The sequence below is a fragment of the Streptacidiphilus melanogenes genome (assembly GCF_000787835.1).
In the GTDB taxonomy this organism is placed as follows: domain Bacteria; phylum Actinomycetota; class Actinomycetes; order Streptomycetales; family Streptomycetaceae; genus Streptacidiphilus; species Streptacidiphilus melanogenes.
This window is the reverse complement of sequence record NZ_BBPP01000021.1, coordinates 85,334-103,942: the sequence shown is the minus strand read 5'-3', so window position 1 is coordinate 103,942 and position 18,609 is coordinate 85,334. Positions and strand designations below refer to the sequence as shown.

The following is an 18,609-nucleotide window of genomic DNA, read 5'->3' as shown; positions in this document are numbered from 1 at the left end:
GGTGGACGGTAGCGCGACACTCTGGGGTGAATGCGGTCAGACCTGCTGAAACGTGCCCGCTCGGCTGCTGAATCGGTAGGTCGCCGGGCCGCGCCCCGGGGCCGGGCCGCGGGGCCGGGCCGGGAGCCGGGCCGGGCCGCGGGGCCCGGAGCCGGGCTAAGAGGGCATGGGCCCCAGGGCAGCAAGGCCGTGGAACCGGCCGGGCCACCAGGCCACCGGGCCCCCAGGCCGAGAGGCCCCCAGGCCCCCAGGCCCCCAGGCCGCGAGGCCACGAGGTCGCCGGGCCCCAGGCCGTAGGGGCGTTGCGGAACGGGCCGGGTGGAGGTCATCGCCCTCCGGCGAGGTGGGTGAGGATCTGGGCCGCAGGCTCGTTCGTCGCGTGGGTGTGGCCCGTGCCGGCCCAGAGGTTGATGTGTTCCGGGTCGCCCGCCGCGGCGGCTGCGCGGCGTAGGGGGCTGGTCAGGTGGTGCAGGGCCGGGTAGCCGCCTGGGGCGTCGGCGGTGTGGCGGTCGGTGAAGGCGTTGCGCAGGGCGCGGGCGGGGCGGCCGGTGAACGCACGGGTCACCACGGTCTCCTGACGCGCCGGATCGGCGAGGGCCGCGCGGTAGGGAACGGAGGTGCCCGCCTCGTCCGAGCGCAGCAGGACCGTGCCGACGGCGACGGCCACCGCGCCGGCGTCCAGCGCCTCGGTCACCGCGTCCGGCGTCGCGACACCGCCCGCGGCGATCAGCGGCAGCGACACCACGCCGCGCACCCGGCCGAGCAGCTCGGGATGCGGGACCGGGTCCGGGATCTGCTGCGGGGTCAGCGTCCCGGAGTGCCCGCCCGCGGCGGACGCCTGCACGGCCAGCATGTCGACGCCTGCCCCGGCGGCGGTCCGCGCCTCCGCCGCCGAGGTCACGGTCTGCACCACCACGGTCCCTGCGGCCCGCAACGCGGCGACGACGCGGGCCTCGGGCACGCCGAAGGTGAAGCTGACGACGGGCACGGGCGCGTCCAGGAGCAGGGCGATCTTCGCCGCCCAGTGGTCGTCGTCCTCGACGACGGTCGCGCCGAGCGTCGCCGGGTCGAGCCCGACCGCGCGGGCGTCGTCGGCGAGGGAGCGGGCATAACGCGCGAACGCCTCGCGGTCGACGGGGACGGGATTGGGCGCGAACAGGTTGACGCCGAAGGGCAGGCCCTCGGCGCGTACCGCCGTGATCTCCTCGGCGAGCGCGGACGGCGTCTTGTAGCCACCCGCGAGAAACCCCAGGCTTCCGGCCCGCGCGGCCGCCGCGACCAGCGCGACCGTCGTCGGGCCCCCGGCCATCGGTGCGGCCTGAACCGGGAGGTCGAGCCCCAGGGCGTCCAACGGCGAGGGCATGGCTCATCTCCTTCGACGACCGCGGCGCGGCCCGGGCGGAAACCGGTGACGGACTGGTGATCACCATCCTGCCCCTGCGCCGTGGCCCGCGCCACGAGCGACCCGGCTCGCCCCCGTCGCCGGCCTCCCGCCGGGGGGCGCCGCCCGGCGGAGGGCGGGAGCGCACGCGCGGGGCACGCCCTCGCCGTCCGGTCGGGCCACGCGGTCGCTGCCCGGTCGGCGCAGCCTTTCAGGCGTCGGAGCCCAGGCGGCGGTTGCGGTTGAGGGTTTCGAGAAGGCGGAGCCAGATCTCGCTCGGGGTCGGGTAGCTGGGGACGGCGTGCCACAGGGCGGAGACCGGGACCCGGCCGACCATGGCGACGGTCGCCGAGTGCAGCAGGTCGGCGACGCCGCTGCCGGCGAAGGTCGCGCCGACGAGGGTGTCCGTGGCGCGGTCGACCACCAGCTTCGCCCGGCCGGTGTACTCCTCGCGGAGCAGGTAGGTGCCGGCGAGCGCGGCCATGTCGTACTCGACCGTCTCGACGTCGATCCCGGCCTCGCGGGCGGCCTGTTCGGTCAGACCGACGGAGGCGACCTCGGGGTCGGTGAACGTCACCTGCGGCACGGCGCGGTGGCCCTGCGCCGTGCTCAACTCGGCGGCGAAGCCGCCGGGCGCGCCGCCGCCGTTCGCGCGGGAGGCGATGACCTCACCGGCGATGCGGGCCTGGTACTTGCCCATGTGCGTGAGCAGCGCGCGGCCGCAGACGTCGCCGATGGCGTAGAGCCACTGCCCGGGAACGCCCTTGACCTGCTGCTGGTCGTCGACGTCGAGGTAGCCGCCGTTCGGCAGGCCGACCGAGGGGAGGCCGATGTCGTCGGAGGCGGGCACCCGGCCGAGCGCGACGACGATCTCGTCGACCGTCAGTTCCGAGCCGTCGTCGAGCGTCAGCGTCGCCGGGCCGCCGTGAGCGATCCCGACTCCGGCCTCGGCCGCCACCTCGTCGCGCCGGACGGCGGTGACGCTGCGGCCCAGCAGCAGGTTCGCCCCGCTCTTCTCCAGCTCCGCGGCCACCAGCTCACCTGCGAACGGCTCCTGCTTCGCCAGCAGGGCGGAGCCGCGGTGAACGAGCGTCAGCTCCTCGACGCCCAGCCCGCACAGCCAGGTGGCCGCCTCGCAGGCCACCACTCCGCCGCCCAGCACGGCCACCCGTCGCGGGATCTCGCGCAGGTGCGTGACGTCGCGGGAGATCCACGGCCGGGCCGCACGCAGGCCGGGGATGTCCGGGACGGACGCCCTCGACCCGGTGTCGACGACGACGGCGTGCCGGGCGGTGATCGTCCGGAGCGAGCCGTCCGGCTTCGTCACCGCCACGGTGCGCTCGCCGGTGAGCCGTCCGTAGCCGCGCACGACGTCGATCCCGGTGTCGACCGCCCACCGCACCTGGCTGTCGTCGGAGAGGTTGTTGACGATGGCGTCCCTGCGGTCCAGCACCGCGTCGACGTCGATCCCGTTCTCGCCCACGAGGGAGGTGACGCCGGGCAGATGCCGGGCGGTGTTCAGCACCTCGACCGGCCGCAGCAGGCCCTTGCTGGGCATGCACGCCCAGTACGAGCACTCGCCGCCCACCAGTTCGGCCTCGACCAGGACCGACTCCAGGCCGGAGAACTGGGCCGCGTACTGGGCGGCGTTCTCACCGGCCGCCGCGCCCCCGAGCACGATGACGTCCCACTCCGACCGCTCCGGGTCGACTGCCGCTGCCATGAGCCACTCCTGCCTCTTCGTTCCCAAGGGCGCGGGCGGGCCGCCGGATCCGCGGGCCGTCCGCACGCTGCGCCCTGCCATTCTGGAGGAGCGGTTCGCGTGCGGCACGTCGATGGACGCGGACGTCACACTTGCGTCATCACCTCGGCCGCACCGGGGGTGAACCGCCAGGGCTCAGAGCGCCCGCCGCACCCGCCTGACCCGGACCTCCTCGACGCCGAGCAGGCCCAGCAGCGGCACCTTGGCCCGCTGCTGGTCCGGGTCGACCTCCCAGCCGCCCTCGCGCAGCCGGTCCAGCAGCAGTTCCGCGAGGGGCATGACGATGTGCCGGCCCCAGCACCGCTCCGAGGAGTGACCGAAGGGCAGGTAGCCGGGGGTCTGGTCGGGGTCGAGCGCGTCCCAGCGTTCGGGGCGGAAGGCGTCCGGGTCGTCCCACAGGGCCGGGTCGCGGTGCGAGAGCAGCGGCAGCACCAGGACGTCGTCGTCCCGGCCGATGCGCGGGTCCAACTCCGGGTACTCGGGGCAGCGGTGGCGCAGCATGTTCCACGAGGGCGGCAGCAGGCGCATCGCCTCGTGGAGGATGTTCCGGCTCGGCACGTCCTCGTCGAACGGCGCGCCGAGCCACAGGGCGTTGGCGACCAGCGTGGAGACGGTGAAGCAGACGGGCGCCGCGGCGCGCCGGTACATGCCCATGGCGTAGCGGCGGTCCTCGTAGGTCTCCGCCCGCTCCCACAGCCCGGCGATCCCGGTGACGGACCTGCCGCGACGGCGCGGAAGCGCCGCACCGGCGGCGATCACGGTCCAGGTCAGCTTGGGCGTCAGCTCCAGGTTGCGGCTCATCAGCATGCGCAGCCGGAAGGGGTCCCCGCCGAGCACCAGGCCGGCCAGCAGTTGATGTCCCGTCAGTGGCCAGGGGCCGGCGAGGTCCACGTCCGCCGGGAGCGGCTCGGCGAGAGCGGCGCGCACGTCGCGGCCGATGGTCTGCATGACCGAGGACGCCTCGCTCCGGGAGATGGAACGGCCGTGCAGGGGCTTGAAGGTGGGCCGTTCCGTCTCGGTGGCCCGGCGCAGACCGAGCAGGCGGTCGGTGAGTTCGGCTCCGGCGATCCCGATCAGGTCGGGTTCCAGCCGGAACAGGTCCTCGCCCAGGTGGTCGCGGAGCAGCGCGTCGAGCCGGGGGGCGAGCACGGTGGTCCGGGCCGGGGCGGCGGTGGCGGAGCGGGACATAGGGGTTCTCCGGTGGGTCTCGCCGAGAAGTGGGGACGGGCCCGCACCCAGGAGCCGCGGGGCTCTTCGGGGGGCGGGCCCGGTCCGTGGCGCCTCCACCGCGCGAAGGCGGTGGCGGGGAGGCCGGATCAGTACCAGAGGTACCAGGCAGCGGCCTTCAGGCTCTTGTTGGCGCAGACGGTGTTGCGCACGGCGAACAGCAGCTTCATCACTCCACCTCCCCTCGCGGCGTTGCGGTTCCTGCAGGGACGACCACCACCCTGACCGGTCGGGGTCAACAGGCGATCTACGCGTGCGTCTACGCCCCCACCGCGGTCCGCAGCTGCGCGTATATCGGGCGTAGACGCCGCCTGGCTAAGCTCCGTTCTCGCTCGTCGCACGAACATTCCCGAAGGAGCACCGATGGCCCGCCTTCTCCCGACCCGTTCTGCTCTGCCCGCGCGCGTGCCCGCGTGCCTGGGCGTCAGCGCGATCGTCCTGCTCGCCGTGCTCGGCGCCGGGGCGGGGACGGCGGAGCGGCACGCAGGCGGGGACCGTGCGCTGGCGGCGGCCGGTTCGTGCTCGGGCGCGACGGACTGGAACAGCATCGTCACGACCGGCAACCCGGGCTGTCAGCTCTTCTGACAGGCCGTCGGACCGCTCTCGGCGGACACCGCGTCCACGCTGACCGCGCGGGCGTGCTCCAGCAGCGAGCGCGCCCGCGCCTGCTCGACGGTGCTGCCGAGCCGGTCGAACTCGGCCAGCGCCGCCTGCGCCTGGTCCGCGGCCCGGTCCACGGCTCCGGCTTCGAGCAGTGTCCGCGCGAGCTGCAGGCGTGCGTGAGCGGCACGGCCGGCAGCGCCGAGGGCGGTCCACTCCGTGGCGGCCGCCTCGAAGCGTTCGGCGGCGTCGAGGGCGCGTCCGTCGGCCTGGAGGGCCAGCCCGAGGACGAACTGGGTGTGCGCCGCGCCGGACCGGTCCCCTTCCTGCTGCAGCCGCCCGAGCAGGTCCTGGCACCGCGTCATCACGGCGGCCGACTGTCCGATGCGGATCTGGGCCGCCGCGGCGTTGAGCGCGGACGCGGTCTCGCCGCTGCGGTGGCCGAGGATCCGCGCGAGCGCCACCGCCTCGGTGAAGCGCTCGACGGCCTCGGCGTAGCGGCCGGTGGCGTGCGCGACGACGCCCAGGTCGTTGAGCGCCTGCCGCAGGATCGCCGGGTCGTCGGCGGCCCGGCAGAGCTCCACCGCGCGCAGTGTGCGCTGCTCCGCCAGCTCGTAGCGGCCCGCGCCGAGGGCGATGTTGCCGGCCAGGAAGCACGACCGGCCCTCGCTGCGCGGATCCTGCTGCGCCGCGCCGGCTCGCGCCGTCGCCTCCAGGGTGCGGGCCAGCCGGGCCCGCGACGCGCCCTGCCCAAACGGGGAGAGCGCGACGAGAAGGTTCACCGCCTTCGGCAGCATCGCACGGTGGACCTGCGCGGAAACGCCTTCCCCGAGGGCCTCCTGGGCGATCCTGGCCGCCAGTTCCACCGCGCCGGGCGCCTCGGCCACCGCCCACTCCTGGGCCTCGTCGCGGTCGGCGAAGGCGATCCGGACGTGCGGCGACGACGGCTGCTGCGACGGCTGGGGATCGGGGGCGAGCACGCCGCGGATCGGGTCTCCCGGCACGGCCTGCTCGAACGCCCCGCAGGCCGCCGCGAGCAGGAAGTCCAGCAGCCTGGCACGCGCCGCTGCCTCCTCGCCGGGCGCGGTCCGGGCCGAGACGTGGCGGGCGAAGTCCCGCAGCAGGTCGTGATGGCGGTAGCGACCGTCGGCGGGCGACTCCAGCAGCGCGACGTCGACCAGGGACTCCAGCAGCCGTTCGGCCTCCGGCTCGTCCCGCCCCAACAGCGCCGCCGCCGAACGCAGGCCGAGCTCGGTCGCGTCGACCGCGCCGAGCAGCCGGAACACCTCGGCCTGGTCGCCGCCGAGCTGCCGGTAGCCGAGCTCGAACGCGGCGGCCACGGCCAGTTCGCCGATCCGCAGTTCGTCGATGCGGCGGCGCTCGTCGGTGAGCCGGTCGCCCATCGCCCGCAGGGTCCAACCCGGCCGGGCCGCGAGCCGCGCCGCCACGATGCGCACGGCGAGCGGCAGCCAGCCGGTGGCGCGCAACAGCTCCTCGGCCGCGTCCGCCTCCGCCGCGACGCGCTCCGCGCCGACCACGAGGGCGAGCAGCTCCCGGGCCTCCTGCGGCGCGAAGACGGCGAGGTCGAGCTGGAGCGTCGCCGGCAGCCCGACGAGGCGCTTGCGGCTGGTGACCAGCGTCGCGCAGCTGTCCGTGCCCGGCAGCAAGGGGCGCACCTGGTCGGCGTCGGCCGCGTTGTCCAGGACGATCAGCAGTCGCCGCCCGTCTGCGACCGAGCGGAACAACGCGGACCTCGCCGCCGTCCCCTCGGGCAGCCGGTCCGGCGGAACGCCCAGCGCGGCGAGGAACTCCCCGAGCACGCCCTCGGGCTCGCCAGGGGTGGCCGTGTCGCCGCGCAGGTCGACGTACAACTGGCCGCCGGGGAAGGCGGGACGGGCCCGGTGCGCGACGTGCAGCGCGAGCGCGGTCTTGCCGACACCGCCCATCCCCGCGAGCGCCAGCACGGCGGGCGCGGCCTGCGGCGGCCGCGCGAGCGCCCCGCGCAGCCGCGCGACGAGCTCCTCCCGCCCGACGAAGTCGGGCTCACGGGGCGGCAGTTGGGCAGGCGCGTAGACCGGTCTCGCGTCCGCGGCCCGCGCGTCCGGCCGGCTCGCCCGGGCGGAGCCGTCGCGGGCCCGTCCGGTGCCGGGCTCGGGACCGTCCGGGCCGCCGGCGCTGCGGCCGGCAACATCATGGCCGAAGGAACCGCCAGGGCGCCCGTGCTCGGCCCCTGTCTCCGGCCCCTCACCGGCCCGACGACCTGCCCCGGCACCGACATCAGCGCCGAACGCACCGCCCACGCCACGCCCGCCGACGCGACCGGACTCGACGCCGACCTCCGAGGCCCCACCAGCCCAACGACCGACACCGGCACCTTCGGCAGCGCGGCCAACAGCGCGACCGGAGTCGGCCCCAGCCTCCGAGCCGCCACCGGCCCAACGACCGGCACCGGCACCTTCGGCGCCCGCGGCAGCGCCGCGTGAGGCGTCGTCGTCGAAGGTACGGCCAGGGTGGCCGGGCGCGGCTGCGGCCTCCGGCCCCTCAGCAGCCCACCGACCGGCACCGGCGCCTTCGGCACCCCCGGCAGCGCCGCGTGAGGCGTCGTCGTCGAAGGTACGGCCAGGGTGGCCGGGCGCGGCTCCAGCCTCCGGCCCCTCAGCAGCCCACCGACCGGCACCGGCGCCTTCGGCACCCCCGGCAGCTCGGCGTGAGGCGTCGTCGTCGAAGGTGCGGCCAGGGTGGCCGGGCGCGGCTGCGGCCTCCGGCCCCTCAGCAGCCCACCGACCGGCCTCGGCACCGACGCCGGATGGACGGCCGACACCGCGATCGTGCTCGGCCCCGGCCTCTCGGGCTGCGCCGTGGCCGTTGACGCCCCGGGGACTGCGACCCTGGTGCGTATCCCGTCCGGCCGACGAGGTGCGGCCCGGGGGCGGCGTCGAGCCGCCGGCGAGTACGGCGGCGTGCACCGCCGCCAGTTCCGCGCCCGGCTCGACGCCGAGTTCGTCGACGAGACGGCGGCGGGCCGTGCGGTAGACGTCGAGCGCGTCGCCCCGTCGGCCGGCTCCGGCGAACGCGCGCATGAGCAGGCCGTAGAGGCTCTCGCGCAGCGGGTGCTCGGCGGTCAGGGTGCGCAGCTCGGGGATGCAGCGGTCCGGGCGGCCGAGGTGGACGTCCAGCCCGATCCGGCGTTCCAGCAGGCTGAGCCGCAGCTCGGCGAAGCGCTGGCGGTGCCGCTCGGCGAACGGTCCCGGCACGGCGGCGAGGGGTTCGCCGTGCCACAGGTCAAGTGCCTGACGCAGCAGATCACGTGCCTCCTCGCCCTGGTCCGCCGCCTGCGCCCGCTCCGCGGCGCGCGCGAAGGCGTCGGCCGCGTCCGCGTCGACCGCGCCCTCGGCGAGCGCGAGCCGGTAGCCGCCCGCGACGGAGACCAGGACCTCGTCCCCGGACACCCCCGCCGCGGCGAGCGCCTGCCGCAGCCGCCAGGCGTAGGTGCGCAGCACCGCTCTGCCGCGGGTGGGCGGCCGCTCGCCCCACAGCGCCTCGACGAGCTCCTCGGCTCCCGCCGTCCGCCCCGGCCCGAGCAGCAGCGCGGCCAGCATCGCCTGCTGCTGCGGACTGCCGAGCCCGAGCTCCCGTCCTCCGCACTGGCCGCGCACCGGGCCGAGGATCTGGAACCGCAGCGCTTCCACTCGTCGATCTGCCTCTTCTGTACGGGGTGTCAGGGCACGGGCGGCTCAGGCTAGTGCAGAAGCGATGGGGGATCATTCGCCCGGACGCGGTTCGCCACCCCTCATGATCGCACCGGAGTCAAAGGACGGCGAAAAGACGGAAGGTGCGCCACCCGCGGTTGCGGGCGGCACACCTTCGTTGCGGCGCTCGGCCGGTCAGGCGACGTCCTTGCGGCTGACGGCCAGGTACCCGACGAGGACGGCGATCACCGCGGCGAGCACGAGACTGACCGGACCGGTGCCCCAGTCCAGTCCGCCGCGGCTGTGCGAGACGCCCATCCAGTCGGCGAACGACGCGCCCAGCGGACGGGTGACGATGTACGCGAACCAGAACGCGAAGATCGCGTTCAGGCCGAGCTTCCAGTGGCCGACGGTCGGGATCGCGATGAGCACGGCGAACAGCACGCCGGAGGAGAAGTAGCCGAGCTTCAGCGTGCTCGCGGTCATGTCGCCGGTCGCCGTGCCGAGCGCGAAGGTGGTGAGCACCGTCGCCCAGTAGAAGAGCTCGCGTCGGCGGGTGGTGATGCTGTGGATCGAGAGCGTCTTTTCCGTGGCGTACCAGAGGCCGAGGATCGCGGCGAGGACGACGGCGAAGAAGCCCGTGGAGACGATGTAGGGGATGCCGAGCTGCACGTGCAGCACGTCGGCGGCCATGGTGCCGAAGACGCTGACCATGACGACCGCGAACCAGTAGACCGCGGCGTTGTACCGCTTGGCGAACAGCTGGACGGCGAGCGAGACCGCCAGCACGACGCCGGCCGCGGGCACGACCAGGAAGGGGTTGAAGGTCTTCACCAGGAAGTCGGAGGTGGTCTCGCCCATGCCGGTGGTGAGCACCTTGACAACCCAGAAGAACACGGTGACTTCGGGGACCTTGCTCAGAGCCTGTCGGGCGTCCACCCCACCGTGGCGCGCGTGCAGCAGTTGATCTCTCGCCATAACCGGAGAGCTTTTCACACCCTGCCGCCCCGACCGCACCACGGGAGGCCCGGAGCGGAAATCTTCACCCACTTATGGAATCGCCCATTCCGGGACGAAGTCACTCGATCTGGCCCACGATCCACTCGCACAGCTCGTGCGTCGCCAGCGCGTCGCGGGCGTCGAGGAGCTTTCCGCAGCGGACGGCGTCGAGAAAGGCGAGGACGACCTGCTCGATTCCGCGCTGCCGGGCGACCGGGACCCAGTCGGGGCGGCGGCGGACGACCGGATCGCCGTCGGGGTAGCAGACCACCTCGGCGAGGTTGCGGACCTCCAGCTTCGCGCCCCGGCCGGAGACCTCCAGGACCTCCTCGGTGGTGCCGCTGTCACGGTTCATGATCCCCAGGGCGGTGAAGCCGTCGCCGGAGAGCTCCAGCACGAGGTGGCGCAGCAGCGGCCGCCCGTCCGGGCCCTCGGTGCAGCGCCAGCGCACCGCGCGGTGGGTCGCCTCGCCGGGAAGCAGGTAGCGCAGGGTGTCGACGACGTGGACGAAGTCGTCGAAGACCATGCTCCGCACCGCCTCCGGCAGCGACCGGCGGTTCTTCTGCAGCAGGACCAGGTCCCGGGGCCGCGCGGCGGCCTCGACGTAACCGGGGGCGTGGCGGCGGTTGAAGCCGACCATCAGCGAGCGACCGCGGCGCTCGGCCAGCTCGACGAGCCGGCGGGCCCCGCCCAGGGTGTGGTCGAGGGGCTTGTCGACGTACACGTCGACGTCGGCGGAGAGCAGCCGCTCGACGATGGGCACGTGCTGATCGGTGGCGGCGTGCACGAAGGCGGCCCGGATGCCACTGTCGATCAGCTCGCCGAGTTCGGTGAAACGGGCCCCCTTCGCCACCCGGTAGGCGTCCCCGAGGCGCTCGACCTTCGCCCGGTCCCGCGTCATCAGCCGGAGGTCAAGGCCCGGCATGGCCCCGAGCACCGGCAGATAGGCCTTCTGCGCGATGTCCCCGAGGCCGATCACCCCGACCGGGAGGAGCTCGTCGACGGGCGGGGAGCCGGGCAGGGCGTGAGGCATGGGCGCTCCAGGCATACGGGTGATCACCGACCCGCTCACCCTACCCAGGCTCGGGTCCGCCGCCCCGCGCGGCCACCGGGCGGACTCGTCCGATCAGCGTCGCTTGCGGTACTGCCTCCGCATGTGGCCGAGCACCCCGATGACGCAGCCCGCGAGCAGCATGATCAGCAGGACCGCCCACATGGGGGCGTTCACGGTGGTGAGGCCCCACAGGTGGATCTTCACCGACTGCCGGTTGATGAGGATGAACCACACCGCCAGGACCGTCACGACCGCGAGGACGATCCTGCCGGTGGTGACGCGCACCCCGCCGATCCGACGCTCGGCGGCCTCTTTGTTCGTGGTCATTCTTCCAGTCTGGGGCGGCGACACCGCCCCCGCCCGGCGAGCGCCTGCGAGCGGGCCGACCGGCCCCGCCGGTTCGGGACAGTGGGCCGGTCGGCCCTGTCCGGGCGGCGCGGCCGCCCGCCAGGCTGGACGGTGAAGACGAAGAGGCCGTCGCCTGCACTCCCGGAGGGGGAGCCGACCATGAGCGCACCGCTGACCGACGCGGAACTCGCCGAACTGGACGCGCACTGGCGCGCCGCCAACTACCTCGCCGTCGGACAGATCTACCTGATGGACAACCCGCTGTTGCGGGAGCCGCTGCGCCCCGAGCACATCAAGCCCAGGCTGCTCGGCCACTGGGGCACCTCTCCCGGGCTCAACCTGGTGCACACCCACCTCAACCGCGCGATCCGCGACCGGGACCTGGACGCGCTCTGTGTCTGGGGTCCGGGCCACGGCGGCCCCGCCGTGCTCGCCTGCTCCTGGCTGGACGGCAGCTACACCGACCACTACCCGGGCATCACCCGCGACGAGGCCGGGATGGCGCGCCTGTTCAAGCAGTTCTCCTTCCCCGGCGGCGTCCCGTCGCACGTGGCACCGGAGACGCCGGGCTCGATCCACGAGGGCGGTGAGCTCGGCTACGCGCTGGCCCACGCCTACGGCGCCGCCTTCGACAACCCGGACCTGGTCGTCACCTGCGTCATCGGCGACGGGGAGGCGGAGACCGGGCCGCTCGCCGCCTCGTGGCACGGCGACAAGTTCCTCGACCCGGTGCACGACGGCGCGGTGCTGCCGATCCTGCACCTGAACGGCTACAAGATCGCCAACCCCACCGTCCTCGCCCGCCTCCCCGAGTCGGAGCTGGATCAGCTGCTGCGCGGCTACGGCTACACGCCGATCCACGTGAGCGGCGACGAGCCGGCCGTGGTCCACCGCGCCTTCGCGGCGGCCCTCGACAGCGCCCTGGACGCCATCGGCGCCGCGCAGCACGCCGCCCGCGCCGAGGGCTCGAGGGAGCGGCCCCGCTGGCCGATGATCGTGCTGCGCACGCCGAAGGGCTGGACCGGCCCGGCCCGGGTGGACGGGCTCCAGGTCGAGGGGACCTGGCGGGCGCACCAGGTGCCGTTGGCCGAGGTGCGCGAGAACCCCGAGCACCTGCGGCAGTTGGAGGCGTGGCTGCGCTCCTACCGGCCCGAGGAGCTGTTCGACGGGGACGGTCGGCCCGTCCCCTCGGTGCTCGGCCAGATCCCCTCCGGCGCACGGCGGCTGGGCTCGAACCCGCGCGCGAACGGCGGCCTGCTGCTGCGTGAGCTGCCGCTGCGGGAGCTGGAGCGGTTCGCTGTGCCCGTCGACAAGCCCGGCGCGAGCCTGCACGAGCCGACCCGGGTGCTGGGCGACTACCTCGCCCAGGTGATGGCGGACACCGCCGCGCGCCGCGACTTCCGCCTGGTCGGCCCGGACGAGACCGCCTCCAACCGGCTGCAGGCCGTCTACGCGGCCACCGGAAAGGCGTGGCAGGCGCAGGTGCTGCCGGTGGACGAACACCTGGCCCACGACGGCCGGGTGATGGAGGTCCTCTCCGAGCACCTGTGCCAGGGCTGGCTGGAGGGCTACCTGCTGACGGGACGTCATGGCCTGTTCTCCTGCTACGAGGCGTTCGTCCACATCGTCGACTCGATGGTCAACCAGCACATCAAGTGGCTGCGGACCACCCGGACCATCCCCTGGCGGGCTCCCATCGCGTCGCTCAACTACCTGCTCACCTCGCACGTGTGGCGGCAGGACCACAACGGTTTCTCGCACCAGGACCCGGGCTTCGTCGACCACGTGCTCAACAAGAGCCCCGAAGCGGTGCGGATCTACTTCCCGCCGGACGCCAACACACTGCTGAGCGTGGCCGAGCACGTGCTGCGCAGCCGCAACTACGTCAACGTGGTGGTGGCGGGCAAGCAACCGTGCTTCGACTGGCTGAGCCTGGAACAGGCCCGCGTCCACTGCGCCCGCGGGCTCGGCATCTGGGACTGGGCGGGCACCGAGCGCGGCGACCGCGAGCCGGACGTGGTGCTGGCCTGCGCGGGCGACGTCCCGACGCAGGAGGTGCTGGCAGCAGCGCAGTTGCTGCGGCACGAACTGCCGGAGCTGGCCGTGCGGGTCGTCAACGTCGTCGACCTGGCCCGGCTGATGCCGGCCGAGGACCACCCGCACGGGCTGTCGGACGCCGAGTTCGACGCGGTCTTCACCCGGAACCGGCCGGTGATCTTCGGTTACCACGGCTACCCGTGGCTGATCCACCGCCTCGCCTACCGCCGTGCCGTCCACCCGCAGCTGCACGTGCGCGGGTACAAGGAGTCCGGCACCACCACCACGCCGTTCGACATGGTGGTCCGCAACGACCTCGACCGCTACCGCCTGGTCATGGACGTCATCGACCGCGTCCCCGGCCTCGCGGTCCGCGCCGCGTCGCTGCGTCAGCGGATGGCCGACGCCCGGATCCGGCACGCGGACTGGATCCGCGCCCACGGCGCGGACCTGCCCGAGGTCGCCGACTGGAGCTGGACCGGCTGAGGCGGCCTCCCGGCCGGGCGGCCCCACGGCCGCCCGACGATGCGCGATGCGGCCGGGGCCGGGGCAGGCCCGGTCGGACACCCGATCTTCGCGGTTGGGCTGCCGAAGGCGACAAGGCTGCCCCGGCGGGGCACTCCTGACGGCTCAGCGGGGTCCCCCGCCGCCCGAGGCGAGCGCCTCGGGGCGGTCGCCGTGCCAGGTGGGCCATCCGAGCAGGCGGGGACGCTCGGTGACCCAGGCCCGGGTGTCGCTGCCGATCTCGGCGTCGATGAGGCCCTCCAGCAGCGCCCGGTAGCGCTCGACCAGTTCGCGGTGGGCCGGGTCGGCGGCCAGGTTCCGCATCTCGGCGGGGTCCTGCTCGCGGTCGTAGAGGACGACGTCGTTGTCGGCCAGCAGCGCCTCGGTGTCGGCCGGACGGTTCGGGCGCAGCGGGGAGAAGTAACGGCCGAAGGTGTAGCGCTCGTCGCTGCAGCCGCGCAGGAAGCCGCGCTTCTCCCAGTCGGGCCGCAGGTCGCCGGGGCCACCCGTCCAGGCGCCTCGGGGTCGGCGAACTCGAACCAGAAGGAGGCGTCCAGCGTCGTGATCGACTCCACGGCGTTCAGGGCCGCCTCGCGCACCGATCCGCTGTGCAGCACCGGCATCAGCGAACGGCCCTTCAGCGCGGGGTGCCGGGTGGCAGTTCCGGCCGCGTCGAGCCCGGCGATCTCAAGCAGGGTGGGAGCACGACCTGACGGGGGCCGCGCCGGCCGTCGCCGAGTACGCGGTGCCCTTCGCTGGCCGCTTGCCTCGTGTCGAATCTAGGACGCCCGTCGCGAACGGCCGGTCAGGACGCGGCCGGGGGCGGCCGGACGGGTGATCCCTCGCCGCCGGGCCCGGCCGCCGTGTTCTGCCGCAGTTCGGCGAGACCCGGGCCGGGGGCAAGGAACTCGCGGATGCCGAAGGCGATGAGGACGACGAACGCGAACCAGAACACGACCATCCCGGTGGGGTGGTCCCAGAAGACGAAGACGAGCGCGGCGATCAGCAGGATCGCCACCCCGATCCAGTGCTTGAAGCGGCGCACGAACCGCTCGACCGGTCCGGCCCGGAAGCCCACCTGCTCCGCCGCCTGCCGGACGCCGCTGAGCCCGGTGCTGGACGCCGCCCGGACGAAGGTGGCGGCGCGCGAGGGGCCGATGAAGAACGCGCCGAGAGCGACCAGCACCGCGAGCACCCCGACCGCCCGCACGGTGACCCGCAGGAAGTGCACCAACGCGTCGAAGACCGCACCCGCCGCTCCGGAGTTGACGCCGGGCGGGAGCTGGTCGAGGAAGTAGCCGCGGAAGACCGCGAGCGCGACGCCCAGCACCAGCATGGCCACCGCGATCGCCACCGTCGCCCCGATCAGCGCCCGTCTGCGGTCCCGGGCCAGGTAGACGCCCGCCGCCGCGACGAGAACCGCGATCACCGGCATCCAGTTGCCGGCGATGTCCAGCAGCCGCAGGTAGGACTTGAGCTTCCCGATCGACTTCGACGAGTAGACGGTGAACGTCGGATGGATCGCTGGGAGCTTCGCCACCAGACCGAGTCCCGCGTTCTCCAACTGCGTCTTGACCTGCTCGATGATCGGCCCCAGATCGATGGTGACCTGGTTGTTCTGAAGCGAGACCGTCCCACCGCCCTCGCCCGTCAGCGCCTTGACCATGGAGGAGTGGGCGGCACGCAGCGCGTTGGTCCACAGCGTGGCGAAGGCCGGACTGGTGACGACCTTGTTCACGACCGTGCCGACCAGACTGGTGATGCCGCTGCCGATCGGGCCGCTGAGCGAGCCGATCAGGTTCGCCGCCTTCGGCGGGACGCCCTTCTGCGAGGCGGCCGAGGAGAGCTGGCTCACCAGCGCGGGCACGTCGATCTGCTGCACCACCACGTTGGTCACCCGGGTGGTCAGCGCGCTCTGCACGTGCGGGTCGCTCGCCAGCGGCGCCATCGTCGCGACGAAGCGGTTGGTGTCGGTCACCTGGTCGCGCGCCCACACCGACACCACGGCCAGCAGTGAGAGGATCGCCGCCAGCACGATCAGCACCGCCGATCCGGTGGCCCGCATCCGGTGGTGTTCCCGTTGGACGGGCGCGGCGCGGGATTCCAACTGGGCGATCCGCTGTCGCAACTCCTCCAGTTCGCCGGACCCGGTAGGCCGCGGCTCCGGCTCGGACCCGGGTTCGGACCCCGGCTCGGACCCGTCGTCCGGTGGCGCCATGTGCTGCTCCGTCCTGGCCGTCAGGGTCGTCCTCATCCCAGGAAAGGGGCCCCCCGGCGGGTCGGCGACAGGGACTGGCCCGGTCGGGTGCAGCGGCGCCTGCAGCGGTCGGATCGGGCCCACCACCCGGAAGGCCCACGTGTCGATGCCGGAGGGCCCAGCCGGTGTGGCGCAGAGTTGGCTCCATGACGGACGCCGGCTGGACGGGGGCTGCTGTCGCGGGTGTCGCCGCCGGCTACGCGCTCGTCTCACGCAGACTGGCCGGAACCCCGGTGTCCGACGCGCTGGTGTTCGTCGCCTTCGGCATCGCGATGGGGCCGGTCGGCCTCGGCCTGGTGAGCCTTACGCACGACAGCGGACCACTGCGCACCCTGGCGGAGGCCGCCCTGACCCTGGTGCTGTTCGTCGACGCCTCGACGGTGCGTCCGGCGGAGCTGCGCAGCGAGGGAACCCTGGCCGGACGGCTGCTGACGGTGGGACTCGCCCTCACCATCGGGGCAGGCTGGCTCCTGGCCCGGCCGCTCTTCCCTGGACTGACGCTCTGGGAGTGCGCGCTGGTGGGAGCGGTCCTCGCGCCCACCGATGCGGCCCTCGGCAAGAGCGCCATCTCCGATCCGCGGGTGCCGAGCCTGGTCCGTCAGACGCTCAACGTGGAGAGCGGACTGAACGACGGCCTGGTGCTGCCCTTCTTCGTGGTCTTCCTGGCGGCCATCCCCGGCACCTCCTACGCCCACGAAGGCATGGCCGAGACGATCTGGAGCGCCCTGCTGCTCAGCCCCGCTCTCGGACTCGCCGTCGGCGGGGTCGGCGGGCGACTCCTCAAGGCGTCCTTCGACCACGGCTGGGTCGCCCGGGACTGGCGTGAGATCTTCGTTCTCGCCGCGGCCGTCGGGGCGTACACGCTGGCCGCCGTCACCCACGGCAGCGGCTTCATCGCGGCCTGGGTGGCGGGTTTCGCCTTCTCCGGCGTCTTTCGCGACAGGGGGAGGCCGGCCGTCGAGCCGGCCGACACGACCGAGCTGGCCGAGGACCTCGGCGGCCTGCTGGCCATGCTCAGCCTGCTGTTCTTCGGCGCGGTGCTGCTCGGTCCCGCCCTGCAGCACCTCAGCTGGTCCGTGGTCGGCTACGCCCTGCTGAGCCTCACCGTGATCAGGATGGTCCCCGTCGCGCTCTCCCTGGTCGGGAGCCACCTGAAGCGGCCGACGGTGGCGTATGTCGGCTGGTTCGGCCCGCGCGGGCTCGCCTCGGTCGTCTTCGGCCTGCTCGTCGCCGAGGAGCCGATCCAGGGCGTGGGGCTGATCAGCCAGGTGGTCGCGGTCACCGTCGGGCTGAGCGTGCTGCTGCACGGCGCCTCGGCGGCTCTGCTCGCCGCCCGCTACGGACGCTGGTACGAACGGGCCGCCGCCGACCCGGAGGTCGGCCCGGGGCTCCGGGAGAGCGCCGCCATGCCCGTCACGCCGCGACGCCGCCGGCTCGGCCCGCTCCAGCAGCCCGAAGGCTGACGCCCGGGCCGGGCCGGCGACGCAAGCCCGTGCCGCCGGGCCCGTCCGTCACTCTGCGGGCGCCTCCTGGACGCGGGTTGCTATCCGAGGATGCGGGCCTTCTGGGCGGCGAACTCGGCGTCGGTCAGCACCCCCTGCTCCTTGAGCGCGCCCAGTTGCTGCAGCTGGGCGAGCTTGCTGTCCATGTCGCCGCCGGAGGCGGCGGGCGCGGCGGGCGCGGCCTGGGGCGGCGGGTAGTTGGCCTGCGCCGAGGCCTCGTACTCGCGCTGCTCCTGCTCGGCCCAGCGGCCGGCCTGCCGGCGCGAGACGCGGTTGGAGACGGCCGTGGCCGTGCCTGCGATGGCGGCCGTGCGGGCGACGCCCCGGATCAGTCCAGGCATGGTGTGCTCCCTTCGGAGTCGGTGGACGGGCGGCGGATCACGCCGTGGCGGCATCCAGTTCGTCGAGCGTCGCGAGGATCTCCTGCACCGGGATCCGCCCTCCGGCGACGAGGTGGGCGCCGCCCCGGCGCAGCGCTGCGGCGAAGGGCGCGGCCCAGAGGTTCTCGTAGACCAGGATTCCGGCGGAGTCGCCGGGCGAAAGGATCGAGGTGGCCTCCTCCAGGTCGTCCGCGCCCAGCAGGCCGGAGGAGACCCCCTCGAACACGGCGAGGTCGAGTTCGCCGTCGCTGTCGAAGTCGGCGATCTGAAGCCCCGTCAGCGTGCCGTCGCTCTCCTTGCGGATGAACGCCAGGTCGAGGATCCGGATGATGCCCCGGTCCACCAGGTCGACCAGGAGCGGCAGCCCCTCACCGGTCATCCGGCTGCCCGGGAACTCGACGATCAGGTAGTCGATCGGTCCCATCTCGTTGAATTCTGTGGTCACGTCTCCTCCTCCAGATGTGCGGCGGGATGTGCGGCCCGCGCGGCACCGGCTCCTCGTCCAGCACCCGTTGTCGACGTAACCCCCTGGCGACGGGCCGGGGGATCACCCCTCGTGGGTGACCCGGTGCGGAGGAGTCGGCAGCACGGTGGAGAGATGGCGGGTTCCCCGAAGCCGGGGCTGCCGGAACTCCTCGGATCCACGGCCGGGAGGAGTCACATGCGCTACGAGATCCGCGTCGAGGGGCTGATGGTGGAGACCACCCTGCACGAGGCTTTTCCGGAGCTGGAAGGAGTCTTCGTACCGAACCAGACCATCCTGTTCGGCCAGATCACGGACGACGCGCACCTCTACGGCCTGCTCAACCGCTTCCAGGCCTTCGGCCTGCGGGTCACCGAGATGCGCCGCCTGCCCGACTGACCACGCT

At 73.8% G+C, this 18,609-nt stretch carries 16 protein-coding genes; 4 read left to right on the top strand and 12 right to left on the bottom strand.

The features are described from left to right. Positions 1-325: 325 nt before the first annotated feature. The 4 genes from TR49_RS22310 to TR49_RS46790 form a co-directional block, all read right to left on the bottom strand. A complete protein-coding gene (locus TR49_RS22310) occupies positions 326-1,363 on the bottom strand; it encodes an NAD(P)H-dependent flavin oxidoreductase (RefSeq protein ID WP_042384199.1) in 1,038 nt (345 codons plus the stop codon). 229 nt (positions 1,364-1,592) lie between these two features. Then, positions 1,593-3,104: a dihydrolipoyl dehydrogenase family protein gene (locus tag TR49_RS22305; RefSeq protein ID WP_042384196.1), complete on the bottom strand. Its 1,512-nt coding sequence runs from the start codon at positions 3,102-3,104 to the stop codon at positions 1,593-1,595. A gap of 174 nt (positions 3,105-3,278) precedes the next feature. Then, on the bottom strand, positions 3,279-4,331 hold the full coding sequence (locus TR49_RS22300) for a cytochrome P450 (RefSeq protein WP_042384193.1): 1,053 nt from the start codon (positions 4,329-4,331) through the stop codon (positions 3,279-3,281). A gap of 128 nt (positions 4,332-4,459) precedes the next feature. After that, positions 4,460-4,540 carry a tryptorubin family RiPP precursor gene (locus TR49_RS46790; RefSeq protein ID WP_369405335.1) on the bottom strand — a complete coding sequence of 27 codons (81 nt, stop codon included), beginning with the start codon at positions 4,538-4,540 and terminating at the stop codon, positions 4,460-4,462. A gap of 193 nt (positions 4,541-4,733) precedes the next feature. On the opposite strand from TR49_RS46790, the gene TR49_RS22295 reads away from it, so the two are divergent. Then, entirely contained in the window at positions 4,734-4,955 is a 222-nt protein-coding gene (locus TR49_RS22295; protein ID WP_042384190.1) for a hypothetical protein, read from the top strand. On the opposite strand, the gene TR49_RS40265 is transcribed toward TR49_RS22295, so the two are convergent. The 4 genes from TR49_RS40265 to TR49_RS22265 all read right to left on the bottom strand — a co-directional run bounded on the left by TR49_RS40265 (position 4,943) and on the right by TR49_RS22265 (position 11,039). Continuing rightward, complete coding sequence (locus TR49_RS40265; RefSeq protein WP_052434533.1) at positions 4,943-8,659, bottom strand: AfsR/SARP family transcriptional regulator; 3,717 nt, start codon at positions 8,657-8,659, stop codon at positions 4,943-4,945. The two genes, TR49_RS22295 and TR49_RS40265, sit on opposite strands and share 13 nt — an antisense overlap. A 195-nt stretch (positions 8,660-8,854) precedes the next feature. Beyond that, a complete protein-coding gene (locus TR49_RS22275; RefSeq protein WP_042384186.1) occupies positions 8,855-9,637 on the bottom strand; it encodes a COG4705 family protein in 783 nt (260 codons plus the stop codon). 100 nt (positions 9,638-9,737) lie between these two features. Then, a complete protein-coding gene (locus TR49_RS22270; RefSeq protein WP_042384185.1) occupies positions 9,738-10,691 on the bottom strand; it encodes a Gfo/Idh/MocA family protein in 954 nt (317 codons plus the stop codon). 93 nt (positions 10,692-10,784) lie between these two features. Next, entirely contained in the window at positions 10,785-11,039 is a 255-nt protein-coding gene (locus tag TR49_RS22265; RefSeq protein WP_042384184.1) for a LapA family protein, read from the bottom strand. A gap of 180 nt (positions 11,040-11,219) precedes the next feature. On the opposite strand from TR49_RS22265, the gene TR49_RS22260 reads away from it, so the two are divergent. Then, the gene (locus tag TR49_RS22260; RefSeq protein WP_042384183.1) at positions 11,220-13,583 is read left to right on the top strand and encodes a phosphoketolase family protein; all 2,364 of its coding nucleotides are present in this window, start codon (positions 11,220-11,222) and stop codon (positions 13,581-13,583) included. 144 nt (positions 13,584-13,727) lie between these two features. Here the strand turns inward: TR49_RS22260 and TR49_RS22255 are convergent, their stop codons facing one another. Both TR49_RS22255 and TR49_RS22250 read right to left on the bottom strand, forming a co-directional pair. Next, positions 13,728-13,925 carry a hypothetical protein gene (locus TR49_RS22255; protein WP_042384182.1) on the bottom strand — a complete coding sequence of 66 codons (198 nt, stop codon included), beginning with the start codon at positions 13,923-13,925 and terminating at the stop codon, positions 13,728-13,730. Between the two features lie 481 nt (positions 13,926-14,406). Beyond that, positions 14,407-15,819: a hypothetical protein gene (locus TR49_RS22250; protein WP_063770149.1), complete on the bottom strand. Its 1,413-nt coding sequence runs from the start codon at positions 15,817-15,819 to the stop codon at positions 14,407-14,409. A 185-nt stretch (positions 15,820-16,004) separates the two neighbouring features. Between TR49_RS22250 and TR49_RS22245 the strand changes: the two genes are divergently transcribed. Further along, on the top strand, positions 16,005-17,321 hold the full coding sequence (locus tag TR49_RS22245; protein ID WP_042384181.1) for a cation:proton antiporter: 1,317 nt from the start codon (positions 16,005-16,007) through the stop codon (positions 17,319-17,321). An 80-nt stretch (positions 17,322-17,401) separates the two neighbouring features. Here the strand turns inward: TR49_RS22245 and TR49_RS22240 are convergent, their stop codons facing one another. Further along, positions 17,402-17,701, bottom strand: coding sequence for an SHOCT domain-containing protein (locus TR49_RS22240; protein WP_042384180.1), 300 nt, complete (start codon positions 17,699-17,701; stop codon positions 17,402-17,404). A 37-nt stretch (positions 17,702-17,738) separates the two neighbouring features. After that, positions 17,739-18,164: a DUF6325 family protein gene (locus TR49_RS22235; protein WP_042384300.1), complete on the bottom strand. Its 426-nt coding sequence runs from the start codon at positions 18,162-18,164 to the stop codon at positions 17,739-17,741. A gap of 237 nt (positions 18,165-18,401) precedes the next feature. Between TR49_RS22235 and TR49_RS22230 the strand changes: the two genes are divergently transcribed. Then, on the top strand, positions 18,402-18,602 hold the full coding sequence (locus TR49_RS22230) for a DUF8691 family protein (protein ID WP_042384179.1): 201 nt from the start codon (positions 18,402-18,404) through the stop codon (positions 18,600-18,602). Positions 18,603-18,609: the final 7 nt, after the last annotated feature.